Below are 24876 nucleotides of genomic sequence, written 5' to 3'. Positions count from 1 at the left end.
ACTGCGGACGACGAGGCGCGGCTCTTTCTTGTATGAAGGCCGCCATCCTCACCCCTGCCCTCTCCCCAAGGGGAGAGGGAGAAAGATGGAAGCTCAGCTCTTCTTCGCGTCGCGGTAGAGCTTGTCCACCTTCGGCAGGTTGGCTTCGAGCTTGGCGATGCGGTCCGGCCCGCTCGGGTGCGTCGACAGGAAATTGAGACCGCCCTGGTTTTTCGATGCGGTGGCCATCTTCTGCCACAGCGACACCGAGGCCTTCGGGTCATAGCCCGCGCGCGCCGCGAGTTCGAGGCCCACGAGGTCGGCCTCGGTCTCGTCGCTACGACTGAACTTGAGGGTGATGAGCTGCGTGCCGGCGCGCGCCGCCAGGTCGCCCACCTGGCCCAGGCCGAGAAGCTGCGCTCCGATGGAGAGCGCCGCACCGGTGCCCGCGCTCTTGGCCATGCGGGCGCGCGCATGCTCGCGCAGCGCGTGGGCCATCTCGTGGCCCATGACCATCGCGACCTCGTCGTCGCTGAGCTTGAGCTGCTCGAGGATGCCGGTGAAGAAGGCGATCTTGCCGCCGGGCATGCAGAAGGCGTTGATCTGCTTGCTGCCGATCAGGTTGACCTCCCACTTCCACTCGCGGGCACGTGCGTTCCAGGGCGTGGCGAAGGGAATGAGCCGGTTGGCGATGGCGCGCAGGCGCTGCAGCTGCGGGTTGCCGTCGCCCGCCAGCGCGCCCTTGGCGCGCGCCTGCTCGAGCAGCTGGCCGTACTGCTGCACGCCGGCCGCCTCGATCCTGTCGGCCGGCACGAGGTTGCGCGCCACCGAGGCGTTGCCGACATTGACCTGCGCCAGCGCGGGCCCGCCGAGGACCGTCCCGGCCGCGGCCAGCAGGAAGGCCCTCCGGGGGTTCCACGCGGAAGCGGCGGAGATGGCGGAAACGGGGCGATCGCATCGTGTGCACATAGGGGCCGGATCATAGGAACAAATGAAGACAAACGGCGCCCCGATGCCCCCCGCCGCTCATGGACAATCCCAAGCCAATGTCCGCATCGCCCGCAGAAACCCCACCACCCCCTCACCGCCCTGGCGCGACGCGCTGAAGGTCTATCTGGAACCCGCCACGCTGCGCATGCTGGCGCTGGGTTTCTCGGCAGGGTTGCCGTTGCTGCTGGTGCTGGGCACGTTGAGTTTCCGGCTGCGCGAGGCGGGCATCGACCGCACCACCATCGGCTACCTGAGCTGGGTCGGGCTGGCCTACGGCTTCAAGTGGGTCTGGGCGCCGCTGGTCGACCGGCTGCCGCTGCCGCCGCTGACCACGCTGCTCGGGCGGCGGCGCGGCTGGCTGCTGCTGGCGCAGGGCGTGATCATCGCGGGTCTGGCCGGCATGGCCATGAACGATCCGCGCCTGGGCCTCACGCCGCTGATCTGGTGCGCCCTGCTGGTGGCCTTCGGCTCGGCCACGCAGGACATCGCGCTCGACGCCTTCCGCATCGAGTCGGCCGAGCCGCGCAAGCAGGCGGCGCTGGCCGCCGCCTACCAGACCGGCTACCGGCTCGCCATGATCTGGGCCGGCGCCGGCGTGCTGTGGGTGGCCGCCTGGGCCGAGGTGGCGCCCGCCGTGGCGGCCACCGGCGCGGCCGCCTACCAGAACGGCGCCTGGAAGACGGCCTACCTCGTGATGGCCGGCTCGATGGCGGTGGGCGTGGTCACGGTGCTGCTGTCGCCCGAGCCGGTGCAGCGCGCGCTGCCCAAGGCGAAGAACGCGGCCGAATGGCTGCAGAACGTGCTGGTGGAGCCCTTTGCCGACTTCATCCGCCGCTACAAGTGGCAGGCCGTGCTGATCCTCTCGCTCATTGCCATCTACCGCATCAGCGACGTGGTGATGGGCATCATGGCCAACCCGTTCTACGTCGACATGGGCTTCACCAAGGACGAGGTGGCCACGGTCAGCAAGATCTACGGCGTGGTCATGACGCTGGCCGGTGCCTTCGTGGGCGGCGTGCTGTCGATGCGCCTGGGCGTGATGCGCGTGCTGATGCTGGGCGCGGTGCTCAGCGCCGCCAGCAACCTGCTGTTCGCCTGGCTGGCCTCGCGCGGGCATGACCTGACCGCGCTGATCGCCGTGGTGTCGGCCGACAACCTGGCCGGCGGCATTGCCTCGGCGGCCTTCATCGCCTACCTGTCGAGCCTGACGAACGTCAGCTATTCGGCCACGCAGTACGCCCTGTTCAGCTCGCTGATGCTGCTGCTTCCGAAGTTCATCGCGGGCTACTCGGGCGCCTTCGTCGACGCCTATGGCTACAGCACCTTCTTCACCGCCACGGCGCTGCTGGGCGTGCCGGTGCTGGTGCTGGTGGCGCTGGCATCGCGGCTCACGGCCGTCCGTCCCCGAAGCGAGCGTCAGGACACGCCGGACACCCTATAGGACAAGGACCACGCTGCGCGATCCGCGCAACTGGTACGCTGTACGCGTATACATTCAGCCCCTGCATACTTTCCTGCGCAATCCGCATCACGCCAGCCAGTCCACCTACTAGATCGTGCCGTCCCGAATTCCTCCTCTCCAAATCACCGCCTACACGGCGACGTCCGCCGTCGGTGTCGGCAAGGAAGCACTGGCCGACGCGCTGGCGCAGTCGCGCAGCGGCCTGCGCGCAAACGACTTCGGCGACGCGCCGCTGCCGACCTGGATCGGCCGGGTCGAGGGCGTGGAAGACGTGCGCCTGCCTGAAGCGCTCGACCAATGGGACTGCCGCAACAACCGGCTGGCCTATATGGGCCTGCAGGCCGACGGCTTCATGGAGGCGGTGGCCGCCGCGCGCGAGAAGTACGGCGCATCGCGCATCGCGCTGATCCTGGGCACCTCGACCGCCAGCATCGGCGAGACCGAACTGGCCTACACGCAGCTCGACGCCGAAGGCCGCTTTCCGCCGAACCAGCGCCGCGCCGCGGTGCACACGCCGCACTCGCTGGCCATGTTCACGCAGGAGCTGCTGGGCATCAGCGGCCCGAGCGAAACCATCTCCACCGCCTGCTCGTCGAGCGCCAAGGTGTTCGCCTCGGCAGAGCGGCTGATCCGCCTGGGGCTGGCCGACGCCGCCGTGGTCGGCGGTGCCGACACGCTGTGCGGCAGCGTGCTGTTCGGATTCAACTCGCTCGAACTGGTCTCGAGCGAACCCTGCCGCCCCTTCGACGCCGCGCGCAAGGGCATCAGCCTGGGCGAGGCCGCGGGCTTCGCGCTGGTCGAGCGCGTGCAATCGGGCGCCGGCGCGGCGCCGCTGCGGCTGCTCGGCTACGGCGAGGCGAGCGACGCGCACCACATGTCCACGCCGCACCCCGAAGGACTGGGCGCCGAGCGTGCACTCGACGAGGCGCTGGCACGCGCCGGCCTCGCACCGGAAGCGATCGACTACATCAACATGCACGGCACCGCGAGCCAGAAGAACGACGAGGTCGAGGGCGCGCTGGTGGCACGCCGCTTCCCGGCCCGCACGCATGCCAGCTCGACCAAGGGCTTCATGGGTCACACGCTGGGTGCGGCGGGCATCGTGGAAGCGGTCATCAGCCTGCTGGCGATCGAGCGCGGCCTGATGCCCGGCACGGTCAACACGCGTTCGCTCGACGAAAGCTTCGGACCGCAGATCCGGCTCGAGCCTGTACGCGGCGAAGTGCGCTACGCACTGAGCAACTCCTTCGGCTTCGGCGGCAACAACTGCTCGCTCGTGTTCGGCAAGGCAGCATGAGCGACATGAACCAGCGTCCACGCCCCCACCCTCTACATCGAAGGCCCCGCCTTCTGGACCCCGACCCTGCCCGGCTGGGACGCCGCGCGCGCGGCTTTCCGCGGCGAAGGCGCGCTGGCCGACCCGCCCGCCAAACGTCCCGCGCCGCAGGTGCTGGCTCCGGCCGAACGCCGCCGCGCGCCCGACACGGTGGCACTGGCGCTCGAGGTGGCCGCGGCCACCATGGCCGCCTCTGGACGCAACGCGGCCGACGTGCCCTGCGTATTCACCTCGGCGCACGGCGATCTGTCGATCAACGACTACATGTGCGGCACGCTCGCGTCCGATCCCAAGATGCTGTCGCCCACCAAGTTCCACAACTCGGTGCACAACGCCGCGGTGGGCTACTGGACCATCGGCACCGGTTGCATGGCGGCCAGCAACGCCGTCTCGGCCTACCAGCACAGCTTTGCCTCGGGCCTGCTCGAAGCGGCCGTGCAGAGCGCCTCCGACCAGGAGCCGGTGCTGCTGGTGGGCTACGACACGCCCACCGTCGGCGCGCTCACCTCGGTCACCGACAGCCGCGGCCTGCTCGCGGTGGCGCTGGTGATCGCGCCCGCACCCACCGAGCGCACGGTGGCTGCGCTGCAGTGGTCGGTGCTCGGCGGCGCCGACGCCGTGCCCACCGCCACGCCGCCGGCTTCGGATGCGGCGAAGTCGCTCGCGGGCATCAACCCGATGGCCGACGCGCTCGGGCTGTTCGAATCGCTGGCGCGGCTCGGCGCGGGCCCGTCCGCACCTGTCGACCTGCCGTTGTCCCCCACCCTTTCACTTCGGCTGCAGCTGCAGCCGCTCAACCGGAGCTGACCATGACGGACACTGCGACCGACACCTTCGACGCAGTGATCATGGGAGGCGGGCTGGCGGGCCTCACCCTGGCGCTGCAACTGCGCCAGCGCTTTCCCGATCTTCGCGTGCTGGTGCTGGAGCGCCGCGCGCATCCGGTGCCGCATGCGGCGCACAAGGTGGGCGAGTCGTCGGTGGAGATCGGCGCGCACTACTTCGACACGGTGCTGGGCCTGAAGGCCCACATGGACGAGGCGCAGCTGCGCAAGTTCGGCTTCCGCTTCTTCTTCAGCGAGGGCCGCACCGACATCGACAAGGTCACCGAGATCGGCGCGAGCCGCTACCTGTCGGTGCCCAGCTACCAGATCGACCGCGGCATCTTCGAGAACTTCCTGGCCGAGGAAGCCACGCGGCGCGGCGTGCACTTCGTCGACAGCGCGCTGGTGCGCCGCATCGATCTGGCCGACGACCCGCACGCGCTGCACGACGTCGAATGGACGCGCGGCGAGCAGAGGCACCGCATCCAGGCCCGCTGGGTGATCGACGCCTGCGGGCGCGCCGGCATGCTCAAGCGCAAGCTGGGGCTGGTCGAGACGAACGCGCACGACGTCAACGCGGTGTGGTTCCGCATCGGCGAGCGCATCTCCATCGACGAGTGGAGCGACGACACCGCCTGGCGCGAGCGCTGCGACCCGCAGGCGCGCTGGCTCTCGACCAACCACCTCGTGGGCGCGGGCTACTGGGCCTGGCTCATTCCGCTCGCCTCGGGCTCGCATTCGGTGGGCATCGTGGCCGACCCCAGGCTGCACCCGCTGGACACCATCGACACCTTCGACAAGGCGATGGACTGGTTCGCCATTTACCAGCCCCGGCTGCACGAGGCGCTGCACGACAAGCGCCACCTGCTGCAGGACTTCGCGTTCCTCAAGCACTTCTCGCACGGCTGCAAGCAGGTGTTCTCGGGGCGCCAGCGCTGGGCGCTGACGGGCGAGGCGGGCCTGTTCCTCGACCCGTTCTATTCGCCGGGCAGCGACTTCATCGCGATCGGCAACACCTACATCACCGACCTGATCGCGCAGGACCGGGCGGGCCGCCCGATCGACAAGCGCGCGCAGCTGTACGACCAGCTCTATCACACCTTCTACGAAAGCACGCTGGCGCTCTACCAGGACCAGTACCCGCTGTTCGGCGACCCCGAGGTGCTGCCGGTGAAGGTGATCTGGGACTACGCCTACTACTGGGGCGTGCTCTCGCAGATCTTCTTCCAGCAGCGGCTGACCGACCTGCACGCGCTGGGCAGCCTGAAGAACGAACTGCAGCACTGCCAGCGCCTGAACGTCGCGGTGCAGGTGCTGCTGCGCCAATGGTCGGCCGCGAGCCGGCGCGACAACCCGGCCGTGATGCTCGACCAGGCCGCGATGCCATGGTTCGCCGAGCTCAACCGCAGCCTGCGCGACACGCTGGACGACGCGGCCTTCCGGGCACGCATCCGCGCCTCGACGCTGCAGCTGCGGCAGCTTGCGGGCGAGATCCTCGCTCGGGCCCGCGCTTCCGACCCCGAGGTGGACGCCGGCGCCCTGCCCGCGTTACTGGAACAGAATGGCGACTTCCCTCAGGTGGTCATTGGCGAAAGCGCTATGCTTTTCGCAGCGGATCCGGTTGACATCGCCGCCTGAGGTTTACCCAACTTTACGGAGCGTTCAAGCCCGCTTGCTCCCCGTGGACGACCATGAAGCGCATGAGCACCCCCCAACTCCTGATGATCGAAGACGACGCCCGCCTGGCGCAGATGGTGGGCGAGTACCTGACGCAGTCGGGCTTCGCCTTCAACCATGCCGGTGACGGTACGAGCGGCCTCGAACAGCTGCAGCAGCACGCGCCCGACCTGGTGATCCTCGACCTGATGCTGCCCGACACCGACGGGCTCGAAGTCTGCCGCCGCATCCGCGCGCTGCCGGGTCCGCTGTCGAAGGTGTCGGTGCTGATGCTGACCGCCAAGGGCGACCCGATGGACCGCATCATCGGCCTGGAGATCGGCGCCGACGACTACCTGCCCAAGCCCTTCGAGCCGCGCGAGCTGCTGGCGCGCATCCGCGCCGTGCTGCGCCGTCGCAGCGAGAACGCCACCGAGAGCGAGGCCTCCACCGTGATGCGCTTCGGCACGCTGGAGATCGACCGCAACGCGCGCACCGTGGCGGTGGCCGGCGCGCTGGCCGACCTCACCTCCTACCAGTTCGACCTGCTGGTGGCGATGGCCGAGCGCGCGGGCCGCGTGCTCACACGCGACCAGATCATGGAGGCCGTGCGCGGGCGCGAACTCGAGGCCTTCGACCGCTCCATCGACGTGCACATGGGCCGCATCCGCGCGGCCATCGAGGTCGACGCGAAGAACCCCAAGCGCATCCTCACGGTGCGCGGCGTGGGCTACGTCTTCGCCAAGCAGCAAGACTAGAAGGCTGCCGATGCTGCGCAGCTTCTATTCACGCCACCTCTACGTCCGCATCTGGCTGGCGGTGGTGGGCGGCGTGGTCATCCTCACGCTGATGGCCAACTGGATCGTGCGCGAAGCGGCCGAGGCCGAGCGCGAGCGGCTGGCGCCGGTGCCGCGCGAAGTCGTGGTGCTCGACGCGCAGGACAGGAAGATCGGCGCGGGCACCGCGCTGCGCGTCCCGGGCCAGGGCCTGGAATTCGACGTGACCTTGAGCGACGGCAAGGCCGTCACGCTGCGCGTGGCGCCGCGCGAGCGGCCCACGGGCACCGGCGGCTTCGCGCCCTGGCGCACGCCGTTCGGGCTGGGCTGGATGATCGCCCTGGTGGGCGTGGCGGTGGCGCTGGGCGTCTACCCGATCGTGCGGCGCATCACGCAGCGGCTGGAGTCGCTGCAGCGCGGCGTTCAACGATGGGGCGAGGGCGATCTCTCGGTGCGCGTGACCGAAGAAGGGCAGGACGAAGTGGCTGATCTCTCCAAACGATTCAACGCGTCGGCCGAGCGCATCGAGCAGCTGGTGCGCTCGCACAAGTCGCTGCTGGCCAACGCCTCGCACGAGCTGCGTTCGCCGCTCACCCGCATCCGCATGGGCCTGGAACTGATGGGCGAGCGTCCGAGCCAGTCGGCCCGCGAGGAAATCTCGCGCAACATCGGCGAGCTCGACCAGCTGATCGACGAGATCCTGCTGGCCAGCAGGCTCGACGCCAGCGAGGCCGACATGGGCACGGTCGAGGCGGTCGACCTGACCGGCCTGGCCGCCGAGGAGTGTTCGCAGGTGAACGCCGAGCTCGACCTGGCCGAGGGCACCGACAACGCCACGCTCACCGTGCCAGGCGTCTCGCGCCTGCTGCGCCGCGCGATCCGCAACCTGCTGGAAAACGCCCGCCGCTACGGCGCCGGCGAGATCGCGGTGGAGCTGGGCAGCGCCAACGGCTACGCCACGGTGCGCGTGAACGACCGCGGCCCGGGCGTGCCGCCGGCCCTGCGCGAGCGCATCTTCGAGCCCTTCTACCGCCTTCCCGGCGCCAGCGAACGCAACGGCGGCGTGGGCCTGGGGCTGGCGCTGGTGAAGTCGATCGCCGAGCGCCACGGCGGTTCGGTGCGCTGCGAGGACCGCCCCGGCGGCGGTGCCAGCTTCGTGATCCGCCTGCCGGCCGCGGCCCCCGCTCACTGACGCACTGCCCCCGATCCATTCGCGAGATGCGGCGGAACCGGCTTAGCCGGGCCGCAGGCGTCGCCCCCGGCGAGGGGGAAGGAGAAGCGACACGAAGTGCGCGAAGCCTGGGGGAGTACCCATCCTGCCACCTAAAATCGCGCCCCTATGCAGAGATCGCACATCGTTCGGCCCGCGGCCATGTTCTGGGGGCTGGTGGTGTTCATGCCGGTCGGCGTCACCTACCTCTCGGCCCTCCTGCTGCTCGCCACGATGCTGCTCGCCGGCGGCCACCGCGAGCGGTACGCGCGGCTGCGCACCAACCCGCTGTGGTGGCCGGTGATGGCCTACCTGGCCTGGACGCTGATCGTGCTGGCCGTGAGGCCGCACTATCCCGAAACCCCTTCCAACCTGTTCCACGGGCTGCGCATCGGCCTGACGATGCTGATGGCGATGGCGCTCACGCGCGAGGAAGCGATCTGGGCGCTGCGCGGCTTCCTGCTGATCGCGGCGCTCAACGTGCTGCTGGTCATCCTCTATTACGCGATCGGCTTCGAGATCTGGTCGCCGCTGCGCGCGGTGGTCATGGAAGTGGGCAACAAGTCGATCAGCAATGCGCTGCTGTTCAGCGTGGTGGCGTCCACGGCCGCCGTGTGGGGCATCGCGCAGATCGCCGCGCACAAGCCGCTGCGCGCCATCCCGGCCTTCGTGCTGATGCTCGGGCTGGGGCTCGTGGTGGCGCTGCCGCTGACCTCGCGCACCTCGGTGCTGGCGCTGCTGCTGGTGATCCCGGCGGTGTGCGTGCACCAGTGGCGCAGCCACCTGAAGATGCTCGTGGGGTCGCTGGTGCTGGGTGCCGTGGTGCTCGGCGCGGGCCTCTACCAATTGCCGCCGCTGCAGCACAAGGTCGAGACCGGCGTGCAGGAGCTCGAGGAAGCGCAGGCCGGCGCGGTCTTCAAGGGCAGCTGGGTCATCCGCTACTACATGTACCGCGACACCGGGCACATGATCGCCGACCGCCCGCTCACGGGCTGGGGCATCGGCGGCTGGACCGAACAGTGGCACAAGCGCGGCCCCGCTCTTTTTGCGGACTCGAACATGCCGCACAACGATTTCCTGTGGGTGGGTGCGCAGGGCGGCCTGCCCGCGCTGCTGAGCCTGCTGGTGATCATGGTGACAGCCGTCTGGCAGGCATGGAAGCGCCCCGACATCGCGGGCCGCTATGCGCTCGCCGCCACGCTCATCGCGCTGATCGCGTCCAGCGTCAACTCGGCGATGCGCGATGCGCAGATCGGGCTGGCGCTGCTGTGGATCGCCATGGTCTACCTGCGGCTGGCGCAGGAGCGCCTCGACCCCGCGCCCTGGCGCGACGTGCTGCCGCGGCGCATCGCCGCGCACGTTCCCAATCCCACCTGAACGAAGCCGCCCGCCATGCGCCTTGCATCGATCGCGCTCGCGACCGCCCTCCTCGCCTGCACCGCCTTCGCGCGCGCGGCGCCGCTGGAAGTGCGCGATGCGCCCGGGGAGCCCGCCGGCGCGCACTTCCCGCTGGTGGCCGGCGCAGATGCCAAGGCCGCGGAACGCATCAACCAGGCGCTGTTCATCGCGAACCTCTCGCAGATGGCGCCACGTCCCGGCGACGGCGCGCCGCCGCTCGACGGCATGAGCTACAGCGTGCTGCGCAACGACGCGCGCGTGCTGTCGCTGCGCATCGACAACGACCAGTGCGGCAACTACTGCGGGCATTCGAGCACGACGCCGGCCTTCGACGCCGCCACCGGACGCCACCTGTCGGCCGGCGACCTGTTCACCGCCGAGGGCCTCAAGGCCATCGCGCGCCGCACGCTCGAGGCGAGCGTTGCCGCCAACCGCGCCGACCTCGCCGCGCTGCGGCGCCAGCCGGCCACGGATGCCGACGCGCAGGACCGCATCGGCCTGTATGAAGAATGCCGGCCGGGCCCGGCCATCGTCGGCCGGATGCAGGTCGAGGCGAAGGCCGTGGCCTTCGTGCAGCCGCGTTGCAGCAACCGGCCGCAGCGCCCGCTCGACGATCTGGGCGACCATGAAGCGCGCTTTCCGATGGCCGAGCTCGCGCCCTGGCTGAGCGGCTACGGCCGCGCGTTGCTGCTGGGGGAAGGCGCTGCGCCGGAACCGTTCTCGCCGTACGGCCAGGTGCTGCGCGGCAGCATCGACGGCCGGCTGCCCATCACGCTGAGCCTGGGCGAGCCCAAGGCCGGCGGCACGGTGGACGGCGTGTACTTCTACGACCGATATCGCAGGCCCATCGCGCTCGCTGGCCGCGTGCGCGATGGCGCGATCGAGCTCGAGGAACGCGAGTCGCATGCGCACCTGCGGCTGCGGGCCGAGGGCGCCGCGCTGCGCGGCGAGTGGCGCAGCGGGCAGAAGACGCTGCCCGTGGCCGTCGCGCCCTGACACTCGGCGCCGCCACCGCTGCAGCCCTTTCTTGCGCCCCTATTCGAAGCGGAAGGTCTGCTTGCGACTTGCGTCCACCTTCACCCGCTTGAACTGCCATTCCGACGCGGTGGTGGTGCCGCTGTCGCCGAGCACCAGGATCGGGCCGGCGTAGGGTGCGCCGCACACCGCCAGGTTCGACGGCGCCAGCGCGGCCGATGTCGCGCAGCTCGGGTCGGCCGACGCGTTGCGCAGCATGCCGCCGTCGCCGGTGATGCCGTCGACGATGCAGGCGTCGGGATAGGCCGCGTGGTCGAAGCCCTCCAGCGTCTCGCTGCCGTTGTAGTTGGGGTTGATCGCCACCGAGCCCACCGGCGTGCCCGCCGAGATGCGCCAGCCCGGCGTGGCCGGCGTGATGGCGATCGACCTGAACTCGCTGGTCGAGATCTCGCTCGAGGCCTGCATGAAGTGGTAGTACGTGTCGAAGATCACGATGCGGCGGCGCGCGCGCACCTGCTCCAGCGTAGCGCCGGCCTGCAGCGGCGTGGCGTCGCAGTGCAGGTCCACCGTCATGTTGAGGTACGCGTACGGCAGGCCCTGCCCGATGCCACCGGCGTCGCCCTTCAGTTCGAGCTCGATCTGCTTGAGATCGCTCAGCTTCACGCCCGCCAGGCCCGGCAGCTGCAGCACGGCCTTGTTGCCCGTGCCGCCGCCCACATACGCACCGACCGGGCTCGCGCCCGCGTCGAGCTTCATCGACAGCACGCCCGCGGTGCTGGACAGGTGCGCCTTGTTGAGCTGCGGCTGTGCCGCGAGCTCGGCCGCCTTGAGCGTGCGCGTCAGCGGAAGGTCGAAGCCGTCGTCGTTGGCCGCGGCAATCAGCGCGGCGACGATGCCGTCGAGCGTGGTGTCGCCATCGGCCAGCGACTGGGCCAGGTGCTCGAGCAGGTCGTCGTACGCGTCGCCTGCGACGGCCTTGAACTCGCCGGTGAAGGGGTCCGCCGCGAACGCGCCATAGCCCGACTCGCCGAGCAGCGCGACGATGTCGGACTGCGCCGCATCGAGCTTGGCCGCCAGCGCCATCAGGGCCTCGATCTCGAGCGTCTCGATGCCGTCGGGCGCCATGCCGGCGGCGCGCGCCAGGATCAGTTCGGTCAGCGGCGTGATGTTCACGTAGCCTGCGGCGCGCAGCATCGAGTGCAGCTTCTGCCCGGCTGCCAGCGAGCCGCCCGATGCGGTCGCCACGCAGGGGAACACGGGCGCGTCCAGCCGCGCCGACCAGGTGCCGTCGCTGCCGGTGATGGCACTGCCGGTGACGCCGTTCAGGCAGCGCAGCGCAATGTCGCTGCCGGTTGCGGGTGCACCGGTGGCCACGGTGCCCGAGACCGCGACGCGGGTGTCCGTCGCAGGGGGTTGTGTGGGAGGTGGGGTGGTGCCGCTGCTCGGGGGAATGAAGCCGATGCCGGCGCTGCCGCCGCCTCCGCCACCACCGCAACCCGAGAGCACGAGCGCGAGCGCGCCCACGGCAAAACTGAAAGCTCTTGTACTCAACATCGACTCCTCTTCTGGTCTCAACGCCAGTGAGGTCGATGCTAGAAATGGTGCTCCTGGAGCACCATCACCGGTATCCGTAGTTCGACCGCGGGAGTACCCGCGGCCGGGGGGACATCAGGAAATCAGCAGATCGCGCAGCCGCGTCAGTGACGCGACGACACCGTCTCGCCAGCCTTCAGCCGGTACACGGTGCCGCAGTACGGGCACTTGGCTTCGCCGGTGCGCGCCACGTCGAGGTAGACCTTCGGGTGGCTGTTCCAGAGCTTCATGTCGGCCTTGGGGCTGGGGCAGAACACGCCGCCCTGATGGTTGAGCTCCTTGGCCAGGAGTTCGACGACTGCATTGGTGGACATGGGATTCAGACTTTCGTGAGCCAGTGGGCGTACTTGGGATTCTTGCCGTTCACGATGTCGAAGAAGGCAGACTGGATTTTCTCGGTGATCGGGCCGCGCGCGCCGCCGTCGCCGCGGTTGCCGATCTCGACGCGGTCGAGTTCGCGGATGGGCGTGACTTCGGCGGCGGTGCCGGTGAAGAAGGCCTCGTCGGCGATGTAGACCTCGTCGCGCGTGATGCGCTTCTGCACCAGCTCGAGGCCCAGGTCCTTGCACACGTGCAGGATGGTGTTGCGCGTGATGCCGTTCAGGGCGCCGGCCGACAGGTCGGGCGTGTACACCACGCCGCCCTTGACCACGAAGATGTTCTCGCCCGCGCCTTCCGACACGAAGCCGCTCGCGTCGAGCAGCAGCGCCTCGTCGTAGCCGTCGTCCAGCGCTTCCATGTTGGCCAGGATCGAGTTGGTGTAGTTGCTCACCGTCTTGGCCTGCGTCATCGTGATGTTGACGTGGTGGCGGGTGTAGCTGGAGGTCTTCACGCGGATGCCGCGCTTCATGCCCTCTTCGCCGAGGTAGGCGCCCCATGACCAGGCCGCGACCATGGCGTGGATCTTGTTGCCCTTGGGGCTCACGCCGAGCTTCTCGGAGCCGATCCAGATCAGCGGGCGCAGGTAGCAGCTCTCGAGCTTGTTCTCGCGCACCACCTGTTTCTGGGCCTCGTTGAGCTGTTCCTGCGTGAACGGGATCTTCATGCGCAGGATCTTGGCGCTGTTGAACAGGCGCTCGGTGTGCTCGGCCAGGCGGAAGATGGCGGTGCCGCCGTCGGCCGTCTTGTAGGCGCGCACGCCCTCGAAGGCGCCGCAGCCGTAGTGCAGCGTGTGGCTCAGCACGTGGATCTTGGCGTCGCGCCAGTCCACGAGTTCGCCGTCCATCCAGATCTTGCCGTCACGGTCGTCCAGCGAGGGGGGGATCGAGCTCATTTCCTGATTCCTTTGGGGGAGCGGTGTGGGGGGCGACCAGCGGGCGGTCGCAAAAGCTTTCGATTTTACGGCGGCGGGATTCCCGAGGTGCCCGACAATGATCTGTTGTCCAAACCAGTGGAAAAAGGGTTCCCGTGTCCGTATTCAAGAACGTCATCGTCTATCGCATCGAACCTGCCTGGTCCCAAACACTGACCGAGGCGGAAGAAGGGCTCGGCAAGCAGCGCTTCGTGCCTTGCGGCCCCTCGCAGGAAAAGTCCGCGGGCTGGGTCGAGCCCCGCGGCGAGGCCAACGGCCCGCTGGTGGAGTCCATCGACGGCCAGTGGCTGGTCGAGTACATGATCGAGAGCAAGCAGGTCCCCGGCTCGGTGGTGCGCCGCAAGCTCGACGAACGCTGCGCGCAGATCGAGGCCACCACCGGCCGCAAGCCGGGCAAGAAGGAAAAGAAGGAGCTCAAGGAAGACATCACCCTCGAGCTGCTGCCCATGGCCTTCACCCGCAGCGCGCGCGTCACCGTGTGGATCGACAAGGCCGAGAACCGCCTCGTGATCAACAGCGGCAACGCCTCGCGTGCGGACGAGGTGGTCACCAGCCTCGTGAAGTCGCTCGACGGCTTTGCCGTGGCGCTGGTCAACACGCAGATCGAGCCGGCTGCCGCCATGGCCAACTGGCTGCTCACGCAGGAGCCGCCCGCCGGCTTCACCATCGACCGCGAGTGCGAGCTCAAGGCCTCCGACGACTCCAAGGCCGTCGTGCGCTATGCCAAGCATCCGCTGGACATCGACGAGGTGAAGCAGCACATCACCGACGGCAAGCGGCCCACGCGCCTGGCGCTCACCTGGGACGACCGCGTCTCCTTCGAGCTCACGCAGGGCATGCTGATCCGCAAGATCACCTTCCTCGAAGGCACGGGCGACGGCGCCGCCGGCGGCAAGAAGGAAGACAACTTCGACGCCGACGTGGCCATCGCCACCGGCGAACTCGGCCAGCTCGTGCCGGCGCTGCTCGACGCGCTGGGCGGCGAGGCCGCGTTCTCCGCGGCGTTGCCCGACGACACCGCGAAGCCCGCTGCAGCGGCATCTGCCGCCACGGCGCGGGCCGATGCACCCGAAGAAGAAGACGCGCCGTTCTGAGTCGGGGCGCGCCGAAGACGTGAAGAAGCCGTAGCGAGCAGCCGAGTTCGCATCGAGGACCGCAACGGTGCTCGCGTGCGGCGAGGCCCGCAGATCAAGGATCGGGCTGCGCAGCAAGCAGCTTCGATCAAGTCTTCGCCAGGTACGTTTGCGCGAGCCGCACCCAGCAGGCCGCGCCCAGCGGCAGCACCTCGTCGTTGAAGTCGTAACCCGGGTTGTGCACCATGCAGCCGCCGAACTCGCCCTCCCCGTTGCCCAGCATCAGGTAGCAGCCGGGCAGCGCATCGAGCATCCAGGCGAAGTCCTCGCTGCCCGCGAAGCCCTTGGGCGCCTGCCGGACCACGTTCTCCTCGCCCACCAGCTCCGCGCAGACCTGTGCGGCCAGCTGCGTCTCGGCCGCGGTGTTGACCACCGGCGGCACCAGCTGGCGGTAGTCGATCTCGGCCTCCACGCCGTGCGCCTGCGCGGTGAAGCCAACGATCTCGCGGATGCGCTGCTCGACCAGCGCACGCGTCTGCGGCCGCGCCGCGCGCACGTTCAGACCCAGCGTCACCGACTGCGGGATCACGTTGTGCGTGGTGCCGCCGCGGATGAAGCCGACCGACACCACCGCCGTGTCGTCCGGCGCGACGTTGCGCGCCACAACCGTCTGCAGCGCGGTGACCACGGCCGCCGCGGCCGCGACGGGGTCGCGTGCGCGATGCGGCATTGCGCCGTGGCCGCCCACGCCCTTGATCGTGACGTCGGCCACGTCGGACGACAGCGTCACCGGACCGGCCACGGCCAGCATGGTGCCCACGGGCACGCCGGGCGCGTTGTGCAGCGCGTACACCGCGTCGCAGGGGAAGCGCTCGAACAGGCCGTCGGCGATCATCGCGCGCGCGCCGCAGAGGTTCTCCTCGTCGGGCTGGAAGATCAGGTTCAGCGTGCCGTCGAAGTCGCGCGCCTTCGCCAGCGCCTTGGCCGCCGCCAGCAGGATGGCGGTGTGGCCGTCGTGCCCGCAGGCATGCATGCGGCCGGCATTGCGGCTTGCATACGGCAGGCCGGTGGCCTCGGTGATGGGCAACGCATCCATGTCGGCGCGGATGCCGAGGCGACGCGTGCCCGAGCCGAGCTTCAGCTGCGCCACGATGCCGGTCTTCCCGATGCCCGTGTGCACCTCGTAGCCCCAGCTGCGAAGCAGGCCGGCAACGAGTTCGCTGGTGGCGTTCACCTCGAAGCCGAGTTCGGGGTTGGCGTGGATCCGGCGGCGGATGTCGACGAAGGCCTGCGTGTCGACGTCGGCCTGCGGCAGCAGGCGCGACAGCAGATGGTTGGTGCGGGGGCTGAGTTGGCGGGTCATGGAACGAGGAATGAAATCCGTTGCGAAAGGGTACGTGGCGGATGTCAGGCGACCTTGCGCTCGCGCAGGCTCAGGAGTGCGCAAAGGCTCAGCACGCCGCAGAACATCATGTAGAACGCGGGGGACATCGGGTTGCCGGTCTTCGCGAGCAGCCAGGTCACGATGAACTGCGACGAGCCGCCGAACACCGTCACGCCCACGCTGTAGATCACAGAGATGCCGCTGGCGCGCACGCCGGCCGGCAGCATCTCCAGCAGCATCAGGAACATGGGCGTGGTGCCGATGTTCACGCTCGCGGTCAGCAGCGCCGACAGGCACAGCACCAGCGGCACGCTCGGGTAGTGGCTGATGAGCCAGAACACCGGGTACACCGCGACCACGCTGAACAGCAGCGAGCCGATCACCAGCGGCTTGCGGTTCGGCAGCCGGTCGGCCAGCCGCCCCGCGACCAGCGACACCGCGAACAGCGTGATGCCCGTGACGCAGCCCGAGAGCAGCGACAGCGACGGCGGCATGTGCAGCACGCGGATCATGTAGGTCGGCATGAAGAACACCACGAGGTACATCGTGGCCGTGCCGGCGGTGGTGGCCAGGATGCCCTTGAGCACCAGCCCGCCATGCTCGCGCAGCAGCCGGCCGATGGGGCTGGACTCGTGGCTGTCGGCCACATGCGTTTCCTCCAGCTGCGCGCGGATGTAGAGGCCCACCGGCGCGATCAGCAGCCCCAGCAGGAACGGCAGGCGCCAGCCCCAGCTCTCGAGCGAGGCCTGCGGCAGCGCGGCATACAGCGCGGCACCGGTGAGCGCGCCCAGCAGCGCCGAGACGCCCTGGCTCGCGAGCTGCCAGCTCACCCGGAAGCCGCGGCCCTTCACGCCGCCGGCTTCCATCAGCATCGAGGTGGCCGCGCCCACTTCGCCGCCGAGCGAGAAGCCCTGCAGCAGCCGGCCGGCGACGATCATCAGCGAGCCGAACACACCGGCCGACGCGTAGGTCGGCGCGAAGGCGATGCACAGCGTGCCGAGCACCATGAGGCCGATGGTCAGCGTCATCGCGGCCTTGCGGCCCTTGCGGTCGGCGTAGTTGCCGATGATCACGCCGCCCAGCGGGCGCATCACGAAGCCGATGCCGAAGGTGGCCACGGCCAGCAGCAGCGAGCCGTAGGGGCTGTCGGAGGGGAAGAACAGCTTGCCGATCAGCAGCGCGAAGAAGCTGTAGACGGTGAAGTCGTACATCTCCAGCGCATTGCCCAGCGAGCAGGCGGCGATCAGGCGGAACTGGCCCCGCGTGCCCCTGCTTCGCGCAGGCTCGCCGGCGTGGGGGTTGGCGGTCAGGACCGGGCTTGCAGGCAAGGTGGCTTCGCTCATCTAATCTCTCCACGAACAGGTTGCGACAGGGCCGAAGGGGCCTTGGCGGCGGAGTATTCAGGCAAAGCACAGCAGCGAAGAATCACAAATTTTCATGCCGATAACCAAACGGAATCCCCGACAGAAACATGCGTTCGGCGCCATCGGGAGAACCACCAACAGCGCGTTCTCGCGCCCCTTTTTCGAGAACGCGGCACCACGATGAAGCTGCAACAGTTGCGCGTACTGCTGGCCGTGGCGCAGCACGGCAGCATCCACGAGGCCTCGCGCAGCCTGCACACCACGCAGCCCGCGCTGTCGAAGACCATCTCGGAGCTCGAGCGCGAGCTGGGCGTGACGCTGATGTCGCGCTCCACGCGCGGCGTGAGCCTCACGCCCTACGGCGTGGCGCTGGTCAAGCGCGCGAGCCTGGTCGAGCAGGAGCTGCGGCACGCGCTCGAGGACATCGAGGCGATCCGCGGGCACGACGAAGCGCAGCTCAACATCGGCTTCACCGCGGTGGCATCGAGCGGACCGCTGCCCGATGCGATGGCCTCGTTCCGCCAGCGCTTTCCCAACGTGGCGCTGCGCGGCTTCGAGCTGCGGCCGCAGCAGATCTTCGAAGGCCTGCGCGAAGGCCGGCTCGACCTGGCGCTGGTGTCCACCTGCAACGGACCGGGCACCAACGCGTTTCAATGGGAGCCGCTGTTCTCCGAGGCCATGCACCTGTCGGTGCGCGCGGGCCATCCGCTGCGGCGGGTGCGCAAGCTGCAGCCGCTGCTGGACGCCGACTGGCTGGTGCTCGACCCGATCGACGATGCGGGCAGTCCCATGGTGAGCACGATGCGCATGCACGGGCTGGAGCTGCCGCGCCGCATGGTGCACAGCGCATCGAACCTGCTGGGCCTGCAGCTGGCCACGCAGACCGACCTGATCAGCATGTGGTCCGACTTCGTCTTCCACGGCGCGGGGCCGCTGCGGCTCCAGCCCGGCATGCTGGAGAAGCTGCCGATCACCGATGCATTGCCCGACTTCGAGGTGTTCCTGGTCTACCGCTCGGCAGACCTGATGACGCATGTCTGCGCCGAGTTCGCCAAGGAGGCGCGGCACCAGGCCAAGGCGAATCCGCCGTGGCGCGCGCCGCGGCGCAGGCCGCGCGGCGGCTGAACGGCCGATGGCCCGTGCTGGCGGTGCTGGCCGTCAGGCGGCAGGGGCCTGGTCCTCCTCATCGACCGCGTTCTCGGGCCGCGTCATGCTCCAGCTCTGCAGCTTGCCGCCCATGAACACCGTGTCGACATAGGAGCCGCCGCCGTCGGTCCAGCGGTAATGCTCGGGCTGCTCGTCCTTCGGCGAGCGCAACTCGCCGAGCGCGTGCGTCATCGCGATCACGTGCATGAGCGTGGAACCCGGCTTGAGCTTGGCGTTGAGCATCACGGCACTGCCCACATAGCCCACGGGGCGGTCCGCCGCACGCTTGAGCACCTGCATGGCGCGGTTGAAATGCAGCAGCAGGAACATCACGATCGCGCCGCCGGCCAGGGCGACACCGCCCCAACCGCCGCTGCGCCAGGCCAACCCCAGGAGAACGATGGCGCCGACGGGCACCAGAAATTTCTTGAAATTCATGGCCCGCATTGTCGCCGCCCACCATTCGGCACCTTGTTTCGGGGCCTCATGCGCTCCACATGGCCGATGCGGCCCGCGGCAACCGCATGGAAGATCGCATCGAATTCTTTCGGTCTACAGCGGTGAACGAAGGACGCCACGCGGCAGCAGGCGCCGGGCATGCGGCAGTAGCGGCGTCGGCTACCGCCGGGCGCGCGCGGCGGTACTCGCCCCCAAAAGCGCAGGCCACGCGAATGCCGCCCGGCACATTCGCTTCACGGGCATCGGCCCGGGCCACCGAAAAGCGTATGACCATTCCGCGTTCCGTCACCTTCGTTCGTCTCACCCTCGTCGCCGCGCTCGCCGGCACCGCATTGAGCGGCTGCTACGTCGTGCCGCTCGGCCAACCCGCCCCCGCCGTGCCGCCTTCGCAGTCGTATGCCGTGGCACCGGGTCCGGTGGCGCAGACCTTCAACGCACGGCTGTACCCGTCGAACGCCGAGGCCGCGCGCTACGGCGCCGTCACCGGCACGGTCACGAACGACATGAACGGCCGCGGCCACTTCAACGCTCAGATCGGCAGCGAACAGTTTCAGGGAGAGGCAACCCGGGTCGCAGGCTCGCGGGGCACCGGCGTGGCGAATGCCACCGGCAGCCGCGGCGGCAACCTGAGTTGCCAGTACACGATGAACTCGGCCACGTTGGGCAGCGGCCAATGCGTGCTCAACAGCGGACCGGCGTTCACGATGCACATCGGGGGGTAGGGAGGGTAGGCCCGGCGCGCCACGGTGCGCCGGGTCGTTTTTTCCCGGAACGATCAATCGAGGCGGCGGACGATGTCCATCGCCTCTTCGATGCGGTCGACGGCATGGATCGTCAACCCTTCGATGTCCTTCGCGCCCTTCCTGGGCGCGTTGGCCCTGGGCACCACCGCCACGCTGAAGCCCAGCTTGGCGGCCTCGCGCAGGCGCTCCTGCCCGCGCGGCGCGGGACGCACCTCGCCGGCCAGACCCACTTCGCCGAATGCGATGAAACCCTTGGGCATCGGCTTGCCGCGCAGGCTCGAGGTGATCGCCAGCATCACGGCCAGGTCGGCCGCGGGCTCGCTGATGCGCACGCCGCCCACCGCGTTCACGAACACGTCCTGGTCCATGCAGGCGACACCCGCGTGGCGGTGCAGCACGGCCAGCAGCATGGCGAGGCGGTCCCGGTCCAGGCCCACCGACAGGCGCCGCGGGCTCGGCCCGCCGTTATCGACCAGCGCCTGGATTTCCACCAGCATCGGCCGCGTGCCCTCGAGCGTGACCAGCACCACGCTGCCGGGCACCGGCTCGGCATGCTGGCTCAGGAAGATCGCGCTCGGGTTGGTCACGCCCTTCAGGCCGCGCTCGGTCATCGCGAACACGCCGATCTCGTTGACCGCGCCGAAGCGGTTCTTGATGGCGCGCACGAGGCGGAAGCTGGAGTGCGTGTCGCCCTCGAAGTACAGCACCGTGTCGACCATGTGTTCCAGCACGCGCGGGCCTGCCAGCGCGCCTTCTTTCGTGACGTGGCCGACCAGCACCACGGCCGTGCCGCTGGTCTTGGCGAAGCGCGTGAGATGCGCCGCGCATTCGCGCACCTGCGCCACCGAGCCGGGGGCCGAGGTGAGCTGGTCGGAATACACCGTCTGGATCGAATCGATCACCGCGATCGCGGGCCGCGTGGCGTCGAGCGTGGCGATGATCTTCTCAAGCTGGATCTCGGCCAGCACCTGCACCTGCGAGTGGTCGAGCCCGAGCCGCCTGGAGCGCAGCGCCACCTGCGAGCCGCTTTCCTCGCCGGTGACATAGAGCGCGTTCTGCCCCGCGCGTTGCAGCGCATCGACCGCCTGCAGCAGCAGCGTCGACTTGCCGATGCCGGGGTCGCCGCCGATGAGCGTGACGCCGCCGGAAACGATGCCGCCGCCCAGCACGCGGTCGAGTTCGTCGATGCCGGTGGGCGTGCGCGCGACGTCGGTCGCTTCGATTTCGGAAAGGGTCGCGAGCTCCGACGCGCCAGCAAGCGACGCGAACTGCGTGCCGAAGCGGTTGTTGGCCGGGCCGCCGCCCGCGCCTGCGCCCGCCGCCTGTTCCACGAGGGTGTTCCATGCGCCGCAGCTCGGGCATTTGCCGAGCCATTTCGGGCTGGTGCCGCCGCATTCACTGCAGACGAAAAGTGTTTTGTCCTTGGCCATCCGTCGAGTTTAGGTGGCCGCGCGACGCGGCTCACGCCACGGAGAATTCACGCACCAGCAGGTCCGCGAAGGCCGCGGCGGCCGGCGACAGCACCCGGCCCTGCCGCGTCACCACCGCGATGTTGCGCGCCACCGTCGGGCGGATCAGCCGCCGCGCCACCAGCCGCGAGTGATCGGCATGCGCCAGGATCGATGCAGGCAGCAGCGCCGGGCCGAGTCCGCTGGCCGCCATGGAGAGCGCGGTGGTCAGCAGCGTGACTTCGTAGGCGATCTCCAGCCGCACGCCGGCCGACGCCGCGGCAATGTCGATGCTGCTGCGCACGCCGTAGCCCGGCTTGACCGTGATGAGCGGACAGCCCGCGAGCTGGCGCCACGTCATGCGGTCGGTGCCCGGCAGCCGCAGGTCGCGGTCGGCGATGACGGCCAGGTGGTCGTGAACGAACACGCGCTCGTCGAGCCCCGGCGTGCGGCCCTGCAGCGTGCCGACGCCGAAGTCGACCTGCTCGCCGGCGACCTTCTCGACGAACTGCCCGGGTGCGCAATCCTCGATCGCGACCCGCACCCCGGGATGCAGGTCCATGTAGCGGCGCAGCGCCTTCGGCATGAGCGTCTGCGCGATGGTGGACGTGGCCGCGATGCGCACGCGTCCGCGCCGGCCCGCAGCCAGCTCCGCCATGCCGGTGCCCAGCGCATCGAGCTCGGCGAGCACGCGCTCGGCGTAGCCGATGGCCTCGTCCGCGGCCTCGGTGCGCTGCAGCGAGCGCGTGGTGCGCTCGAACAGCCGCACGCCCAGCCGCTCCTCCAGTTCGCGCAGCAGCACGCTGACCGCCGGCTGCGTCAGCGACAGCGAGGCCGCGGCGCTGGAAAGCTGGCCGCTGTGATACACGGCCGCGAACGCACGCAGCTGCCGTACCGAGGGCACGCCGCGCATTGATAAAGGCTTTTTATGAATGGCCATGAAAGTTTCACTTTTGCACCATTGGGTTCGGCACTGTAATGGCGCCGCAAGAACAAGGAGACAAGGAACCCATGACAGAGCAACTGGAAGCCCAGGTGCTGATCGTCGGTGCCGGCCCGGTCGGGCTGACCCTGGCGATCGACCTGGCGCAGCGCGGCATCGACGTGCTGGTGACCGAGATACGCCACCGCGGCGAGCCGCCCAACGTCAAGTGCAACCACGTCGCGGCGCGCTCGATGGAGGTGTTCCGCCGCCTCGGCGTTGCGCAGGCGCTGCGCGATGCGGGCCTGCCGGCCGACTATCCCAACGACGTGGCGTACCGCACGGCAGTGACGGGCATGGAGCTGTCGCGCATCCCGATTCCCGCGCGGCGCGACCGCTACACCGCCACCGGCGGTCCCGACACCTGGTGGCCCACGGCGGAGCCGCCGCACCGCATCAACCAGATCTTCCTCGAGCCGGTGCTGTTCGCCCATGCCGAATCCACGCCCGGCCTGCGCGTGCGCAACCGCACGCGCATCGACGACCTCGAGCAGGACGAGGACGGCGTCTGGGCCACGGGGGTGGACCTCGACGACGGCCGCACGGTGCGCATCCGCTGCCGCTACCTGGTGGGCTGCGACGGCAGCCGCTCGACGGTGCGCAAGAAGATCGGCGCCAGCCTGCACGGCACCGACGTGGTGGGGCGCGTGCAGTCGACCTACTTCCGCGCGCCCGCGCTGCTGGGCCTGCTGAAGCACCCGCCGGCCTGGGCCACCTTCGCGCTGAACCCGCGGCGCTGCGGCAACGTCTATGCGATCGACGGACGCGAGACCTGGCTGCTGCACAACTACCTGCTGCCCGAGGAGACCGATTTCGACTCGATCGACCGCGACTGGGCCATCCGCCAGATCCTGGGCGTGGACAAGGACTTCGCGTACGAGGTGATCTCCAACGAGGACTGGGTCGGAAGGCGGCTGGTGGCCGACCGCTTCCGCGACCGCCGCGTGTTCATCTGCGGCGACGCGGCCCACCTGTGGATTCCGATGGCGGGCTACGGCATGAACGCCGGCATCGCCGACGCGATGAACCTGTCGTGGCTGCTCGCGGGCCGGCTGCACGGCTGGCTGGCCGAGGCGGCACTGGCGGCGCACGAGGCCGAGCGCCAGCCGATCACCGAGCAGGTGTCGAGGTTCGCGATGAACCACGCACTGGCCCTCCAGCGGCAGCGCGAGGGCGTGCCCGACGGCATCGAGGCGGCCGGCCCCGAGGGCGACGCCCTGCGCGCGGCGCGCGGCCAGGCGCTGTACGACCTGAACGTGCAGCAGTACTGCTGCGGCGGACTCAACTTCGGCTACTTCTACGACGGCTCGCCGCTCATCGCCTACGACGGCGAGGCCGCACCGGCGTACACGATGTACGAGTTCACGCCGTCGACCGTGCCGGGCTGTCGCACGCCGCACCTGTGGCTCGACGATGGCCGCTCGCTCTACGACGCGATGGCGGTGCCCGGCGAGGGCTACACGCTGCTGCGCTTCGACCCGTCGATCGACGTCGCGCCGATCGAGTCCGCGGCGGCCGCGCGCGGCCTGCCGCTGCGCACGCTCGACGTCCGCGCCTCGAAGGACGCCGACGCGGTGTACGACCGCCCGCTCGTCATCTCGCGCCCCGACCAGCACGTGGCCTGGCGCGGATACGCCGTGCCGGCCGACCCGCTTGCGCTGGTCGACCTGCTGCGCGGCGCCACCGTGGCCGTGCCCACATCCCAAAAAGAAAGAGAGACAACCGCATGAACCGCCGCAATGCACTTCAACGCCTCGGCCAGCTCGGCGCCCTGTCGGCCGCCGCCGGCACCGCAATGCCCTTTCGCGCGCTGGCGCAGGCCGACAAGCCCGTGACCATCGTCGTGCCCTACGCGCCTGGCGGCACGACCGACATGCTCGGGCGCCTCATCGCGCAGCAACTGGGCACGGCCCTGGGCCGCACCGTGATCGTCGACAACCGGCCCGGTGCGGGCACCGCCATCGGTGCGTCGCAGGTGGCGCGCGCGGCGCCCGACGGCTCGACATTGCTGGTCGCTACCAGCACCACGCTGGCGATCAACCCGTGGCTCTACAAGAAGCTGTCGTACGACCCGGCGAAGGACTTCGCGCCGGTCGGGATGATCGGCGCGGTGCCGCTGATGGTGGTGGTGCATCCGTCGGTGCCGGCGAAGACGCTGGCGGAGCTGGTGGCGCTCGCGAAGTCGCGGCCCGAGGCCCTGAGCTATGGCTCCGCCGGCAACGGCAGCCCGCAGCACCTGGGCGCGGAGATGTTCAAGTTCGCGACCTCGGTCAACATGACGCACGTGCCCTACAAGGGCAGCGCGCTGGCGCTGACCGACCTGCTCGGCGGCCAGCTGCAGCTGATGTTCACCGACATCGCGCCGGCGCTGCAACACGTGCGCACCGGCAAGCTGCGGGCACTGGCCGTGACCTCGCGCAAGCGCCAGCCGACCTTTCCCGACGTGCCCACCGTGGCCGAGTCGGGCGTGGCTGGCACGGCCGACTTCGAGGCGGTGGCGTGGCAGAGCGTGGTGGCGCCCGCCGACACGCCCAAGGCCGCGGTCGAGCGCTTCAACCACGAGATCGCGCGCATCGTTGCGCAACCCGCGCTGCGTCAGAAGCTGGAAAGCGAAGGCTTCGAGCCCGCCACGCCCGGTTCACCGGGCGCGGGCACGCCGGAGCGCCTGGCCGCCTACATCCGCAGCGAGACCGAGCGCTGGGGCAAGGTCATCCGCGCGTCAGGAACGACCGTGGATTGACGCGGCACCGGCGGCGCTGGCGTGCT

General features: G+C 69.6%; 22 protein-coding genes. 13 read left to right on the top strand and 9 right to left on the bottom strand.

Annotated elements, in window-relative coordinates; genetic code table 11:
• Positions 1-93: 93 nt before the first annotated feature.
• Positions 94-948, bottom strand: a complete 855-nt coding sequence (locus AACL56_RS04120) for a M48 family metallopeptidase (RefSeq protein ID WP_339088561.1) — start codon at positions 946-948, stop codon at positions 94-96.
• 43 nt (positions 949-991) lie between these two features.
• Between AACL56_RS04120 and AACL56_RS04115 the strand changes: the two genes are divergently transcribed.
• From AACL56_RS04115 to AACL56_RS04080, 8 genes are all read left to right on the top strand, one after another.
• On the top strand, positions 992-2410 hold the full coding sequence (locus AACL56_RS04115) for an AmpG family muropeptide MFS transporter (protein ID WP_339088560.1): 1419 nt from the start codon (positions 992-994) through the stop codon (positions 2408-2410).
• Positions 2411-2525: 115 nt separating this feature from the next.
• Positions 2526-3728 carry a beta-ketoacyl-[acyl-carrier-protein] synthase family protein gene (locus tag AACL56_RS04110; RefSeq protein ID WP_339088559.1) on the top strand — a complete coding sequence of 401 codons (1203 nt, stop codon included), beginning with the start codon at positions 2526-2528 and terminating at the stop codon, positions 3726-3728.
• 36 nt (positions 3729-3764) lie between these two features.
• Positions 3765-4574 (top strand): beta-ketoacyl synthase chain length factor, encoded by an 810-nt coding sequence (locus AACL56_RS04105; RefSeq protein ID WP_339092794.1) that lies wholly within the window; start codon positions 3765-3767, stop codon positions 4572-4574.
• Between the two features lie 2 nt (positions 4575-4576).
• On the top strand, positions 4577-6229 hold the full coding sequence (locus AACL56_RS04100; protein ID WP_339088558.1) for an NAD(P)/FAD-dependent oxidoreductase: 1653 nt from the start codon (positions 4577-4579) through the stop codon (positions 6227-6229).
• Positions 6230-6282: 53 nt separating this feature from the next.
• Positions 6283-7005 carry a response regulator transcription factor gene (locus tag AACL56_RS04095; RefSeq protein WP_339088557.1) on the top strand — a complete coding sequence of 241 codons (723 nt, stop codon included), beginning with the start codon at positions 6283-6285 and terminating at the stop codon, positions 7003-7005.
• A 10-nt stretch (positions 7006-7015) separates the two neighbouring features.
• Positions 7016-8215, top strand: a complete 1200-nt coding sequence (locus AACL56_RS04090; protein WP_339088556.1) for an ATP-binding protein — start codon at positions 7016-7018, stop codon at positions 8213-8215.
• Between the two features lie 147 nt (positions 8216-8362).
• Entirely contained in the window at positions 8363-9610 is a 1248-nt protein-coding gene (locus tag AACL56_RS04085) for an O-antigen ligase family protein (protein WP_339088555.1), read from the top strand.
• 15 nt (positions 9611-9625) lie between these two features.
• The gene (locus AACL56_RS04080; RefSeq protein ID WP_339088554.1) at positions 9626-10627 is read left to right on the top strand and encodes a hypothetical protein; all 1002 of its coding nucleotides are present in this window, start codon (positions 9626-9628) and stop codon (positions 10625-10627) included.
• Positions 10628-10666: 39 nt separating this feature from the next.
• Here the strand turns inward: AACL56_RS04080 and AACL56_RS04075 are convergent, their stop codons facing one another.
• The 3 genes from AACL56_RS04075 to AACL56_RS04065 form a co-directional block, all read right to left on the bottom strand.
• Positions 10667-12157: a hypothetical protein gene (locus AACL56_RS04075; RefSeq protein WP_339088553.1), complete on the bottom strand. Its 1491-nt coding sequence runs from the start codon at positions 12155-12157 to the stop codon at positions 10667-10669.
• A 146-nt stretch (positions 12158-12303) separates the two neighbouring features.
• Complete coding sequence (locus AACL56_RS04070; protein ID WP_007836801.1) at positions 12304-12513, bottom strand: zinc-finger domain-containing protein; 210 nt, start codon at positions 12511-12513, stop codon at positions 12304-12306.
• A 5-nt stretch (positions 12514-12518) separates the two neighbouring features.
• Positions 12519-13472, bottom strand: coding sequence for a branched-chain amino acid transaminase (locus AACL56_RS04065; protein WP_081270013.1), 954 nt, complete (start codon positions 13470-13472; stop codon positions 12519-12521).
• 134 nt (positions 13473-13606) lie between these two features.
• Between AACL56_RS04065 and AACL56_RS04060 the strand changes: the two genes are divergently transcribed.
• A complete protein-coding gene (locus tag AACL56_RS04060; RefSeq protein WP_339088552.1) occupies positions 13607-14605 on the top strand; it encodes a recombination-associated protein RdgC in 999 nt (332 codons plus the stop codon).
• 127 nt (positions 14606-14732) lie between these two features.
• Here the strand turns inward: AACL56_RS04060 and AACL56_RS04055 are convergent, their stop codons facing one another.
• Positions 14733-15947: a M20 aminoacylase family protein gene (locus AACL56_RS04055; RefSeq protein ID WP_339088551.1), complete on the bottom strand. Its 1215-nt coding sequence runs from the start codon at positions 15945-15947 to the stop codon at positions 14733-14735.
• A gap of 44 nt (positions 15948-15991) precedes the next feature.
• A complete protein-coding gene (locus tag AACL56_RS04050) occupies positions 15992-17311 on the bottom strand; it encodes an MFS transporter (protein WP_339088550.1) in 1320 nt (439 codons plus the stop codon).
• Positions 17312-17512: 201 nt separating this feature from the next.
• Here AACL56_RS04050 and AACL56_RS04045 point away from each other — a divergent pair, with 201 nt between their 5' ends.
• Positions 17513-18457, top strand: a complete 945-nt coding sequence (locus AACL56_RS04045) for a LysR family transcriptional regulator (protein WP_339088549.1) — start codon at positions 17513-17515, stop codon at positions 18455-18457.
• 33 nt (positions 18458-18490) lie between these two features.
• Here AACL56_RS04045 and AACL56_RS04040 read toward each other — a convergent pair whose 3' ends face one another.
• On the bottom strand, positions 18491-18925 hold the full coding sequence (locus AACL56_RS04040; protein ID WP_339088548.1) for a glycerate kinase: 435 nt from the start codon (positions 18923-18925) through the stop codon (positions 18491-18493).
• Positions 18926-19203: 278 nt separating this feature from the next.
• On the opposite strand from AACL56_RS04040, the gene AACL56_RS04035 reads away from it, so the two are divergent.
• The gene (locus tag AACL56_RS04035) at positions 19204-19659 is read left to right on the top strand and encodes a hypothetical protein (RefSeq protein WP_339088547.1); all 456 of its coding nucleotides are present in this window, start codon (positions 19204-19206) and stop codon (positions 19657-19659) included.
• A 53-nt stretch (positions 19660-19712) separates the two neighbouring features.
• On the opposite strand, the gene radA is transcribed toward AACL56_RS04035, so the two are convergent.
• Both radA and AACL56_RS04025 read right to left on the bottom strand, forming a co-directional pair.
• A complete protein-coding gene (gene radA, locus AACL56_RS04030; RefSeq protein ID WP_339088546.1) occupies positions 19713-21110 on the bottom strand; it encodes a DNA repair protein RadA in 1398 nt (465 codons plus the stop codon).
• A gap of 31 nt (positions 21111-21141) precedes the next feature.
• Positions 21142-22068: a LysR family transcriptional regulator gene (locus tag AACL56_RS04025; protein WP_339088545.1), complete on the bottom strand. Its 927-nt coding sequence runs from the start codon at positions 22066-22068 to the stop codon at positions 21142-21144.
• A 71-nt stretch (positions 22069-22139) separates the two neighbouring features.
• Between AACL56_RS04025 and AACL56_RS04020 the strand changes: the two genes are divergently transcribed.
• Both AACL56_RS04020 and AACL56_RS04015 read left to right on the top strand, forming a co-directional pair.
• Positions 22140-23840: an FAD-dependent oxidoreductase gene (locus AACL56_RS04020; RefSeq protein WP_339088544.1), complete on the top strand. Its 1701-nt coding sequence runs from the start codon at positions 22140-22142 to the stop codon at positions 23838-23840.
• Positions 23837-24850: a Bug family tripartite tricarboxylate transporter substrate binding protein gene (locus AACL56_RS04015; RefSeq protein ID WP_339088543.1), complete on the top strand. Its 1014-nt coding sequence runs from the start codon at positions 23837-23839 to the stop codon at positions 24848-24850. The genes AACL56_RS04020 and AACL56_RS04015 overlap by 4 nt, the downstream gene beginning before the upstream one ends.
• The last annotated feature ends 26 nt before the right edge of the window (positions 24851-24876 follow it).

Origin of the sequence: Variovorax paradoxus, assembly GCF_902712855.1 — a bacterium.
GTDB lineage: Bacteria > Pseudomonadota > Gammaproteobacteria > Burkholderiales > Burkholderiaceae_C > Variovorax > Variovorax paradoxus_Q.
The sequence above is the reverse complement of the archived record's forward strand: the minus strand, read 5'-3'. Positions and strand labels throughout refer to the sequence as shown.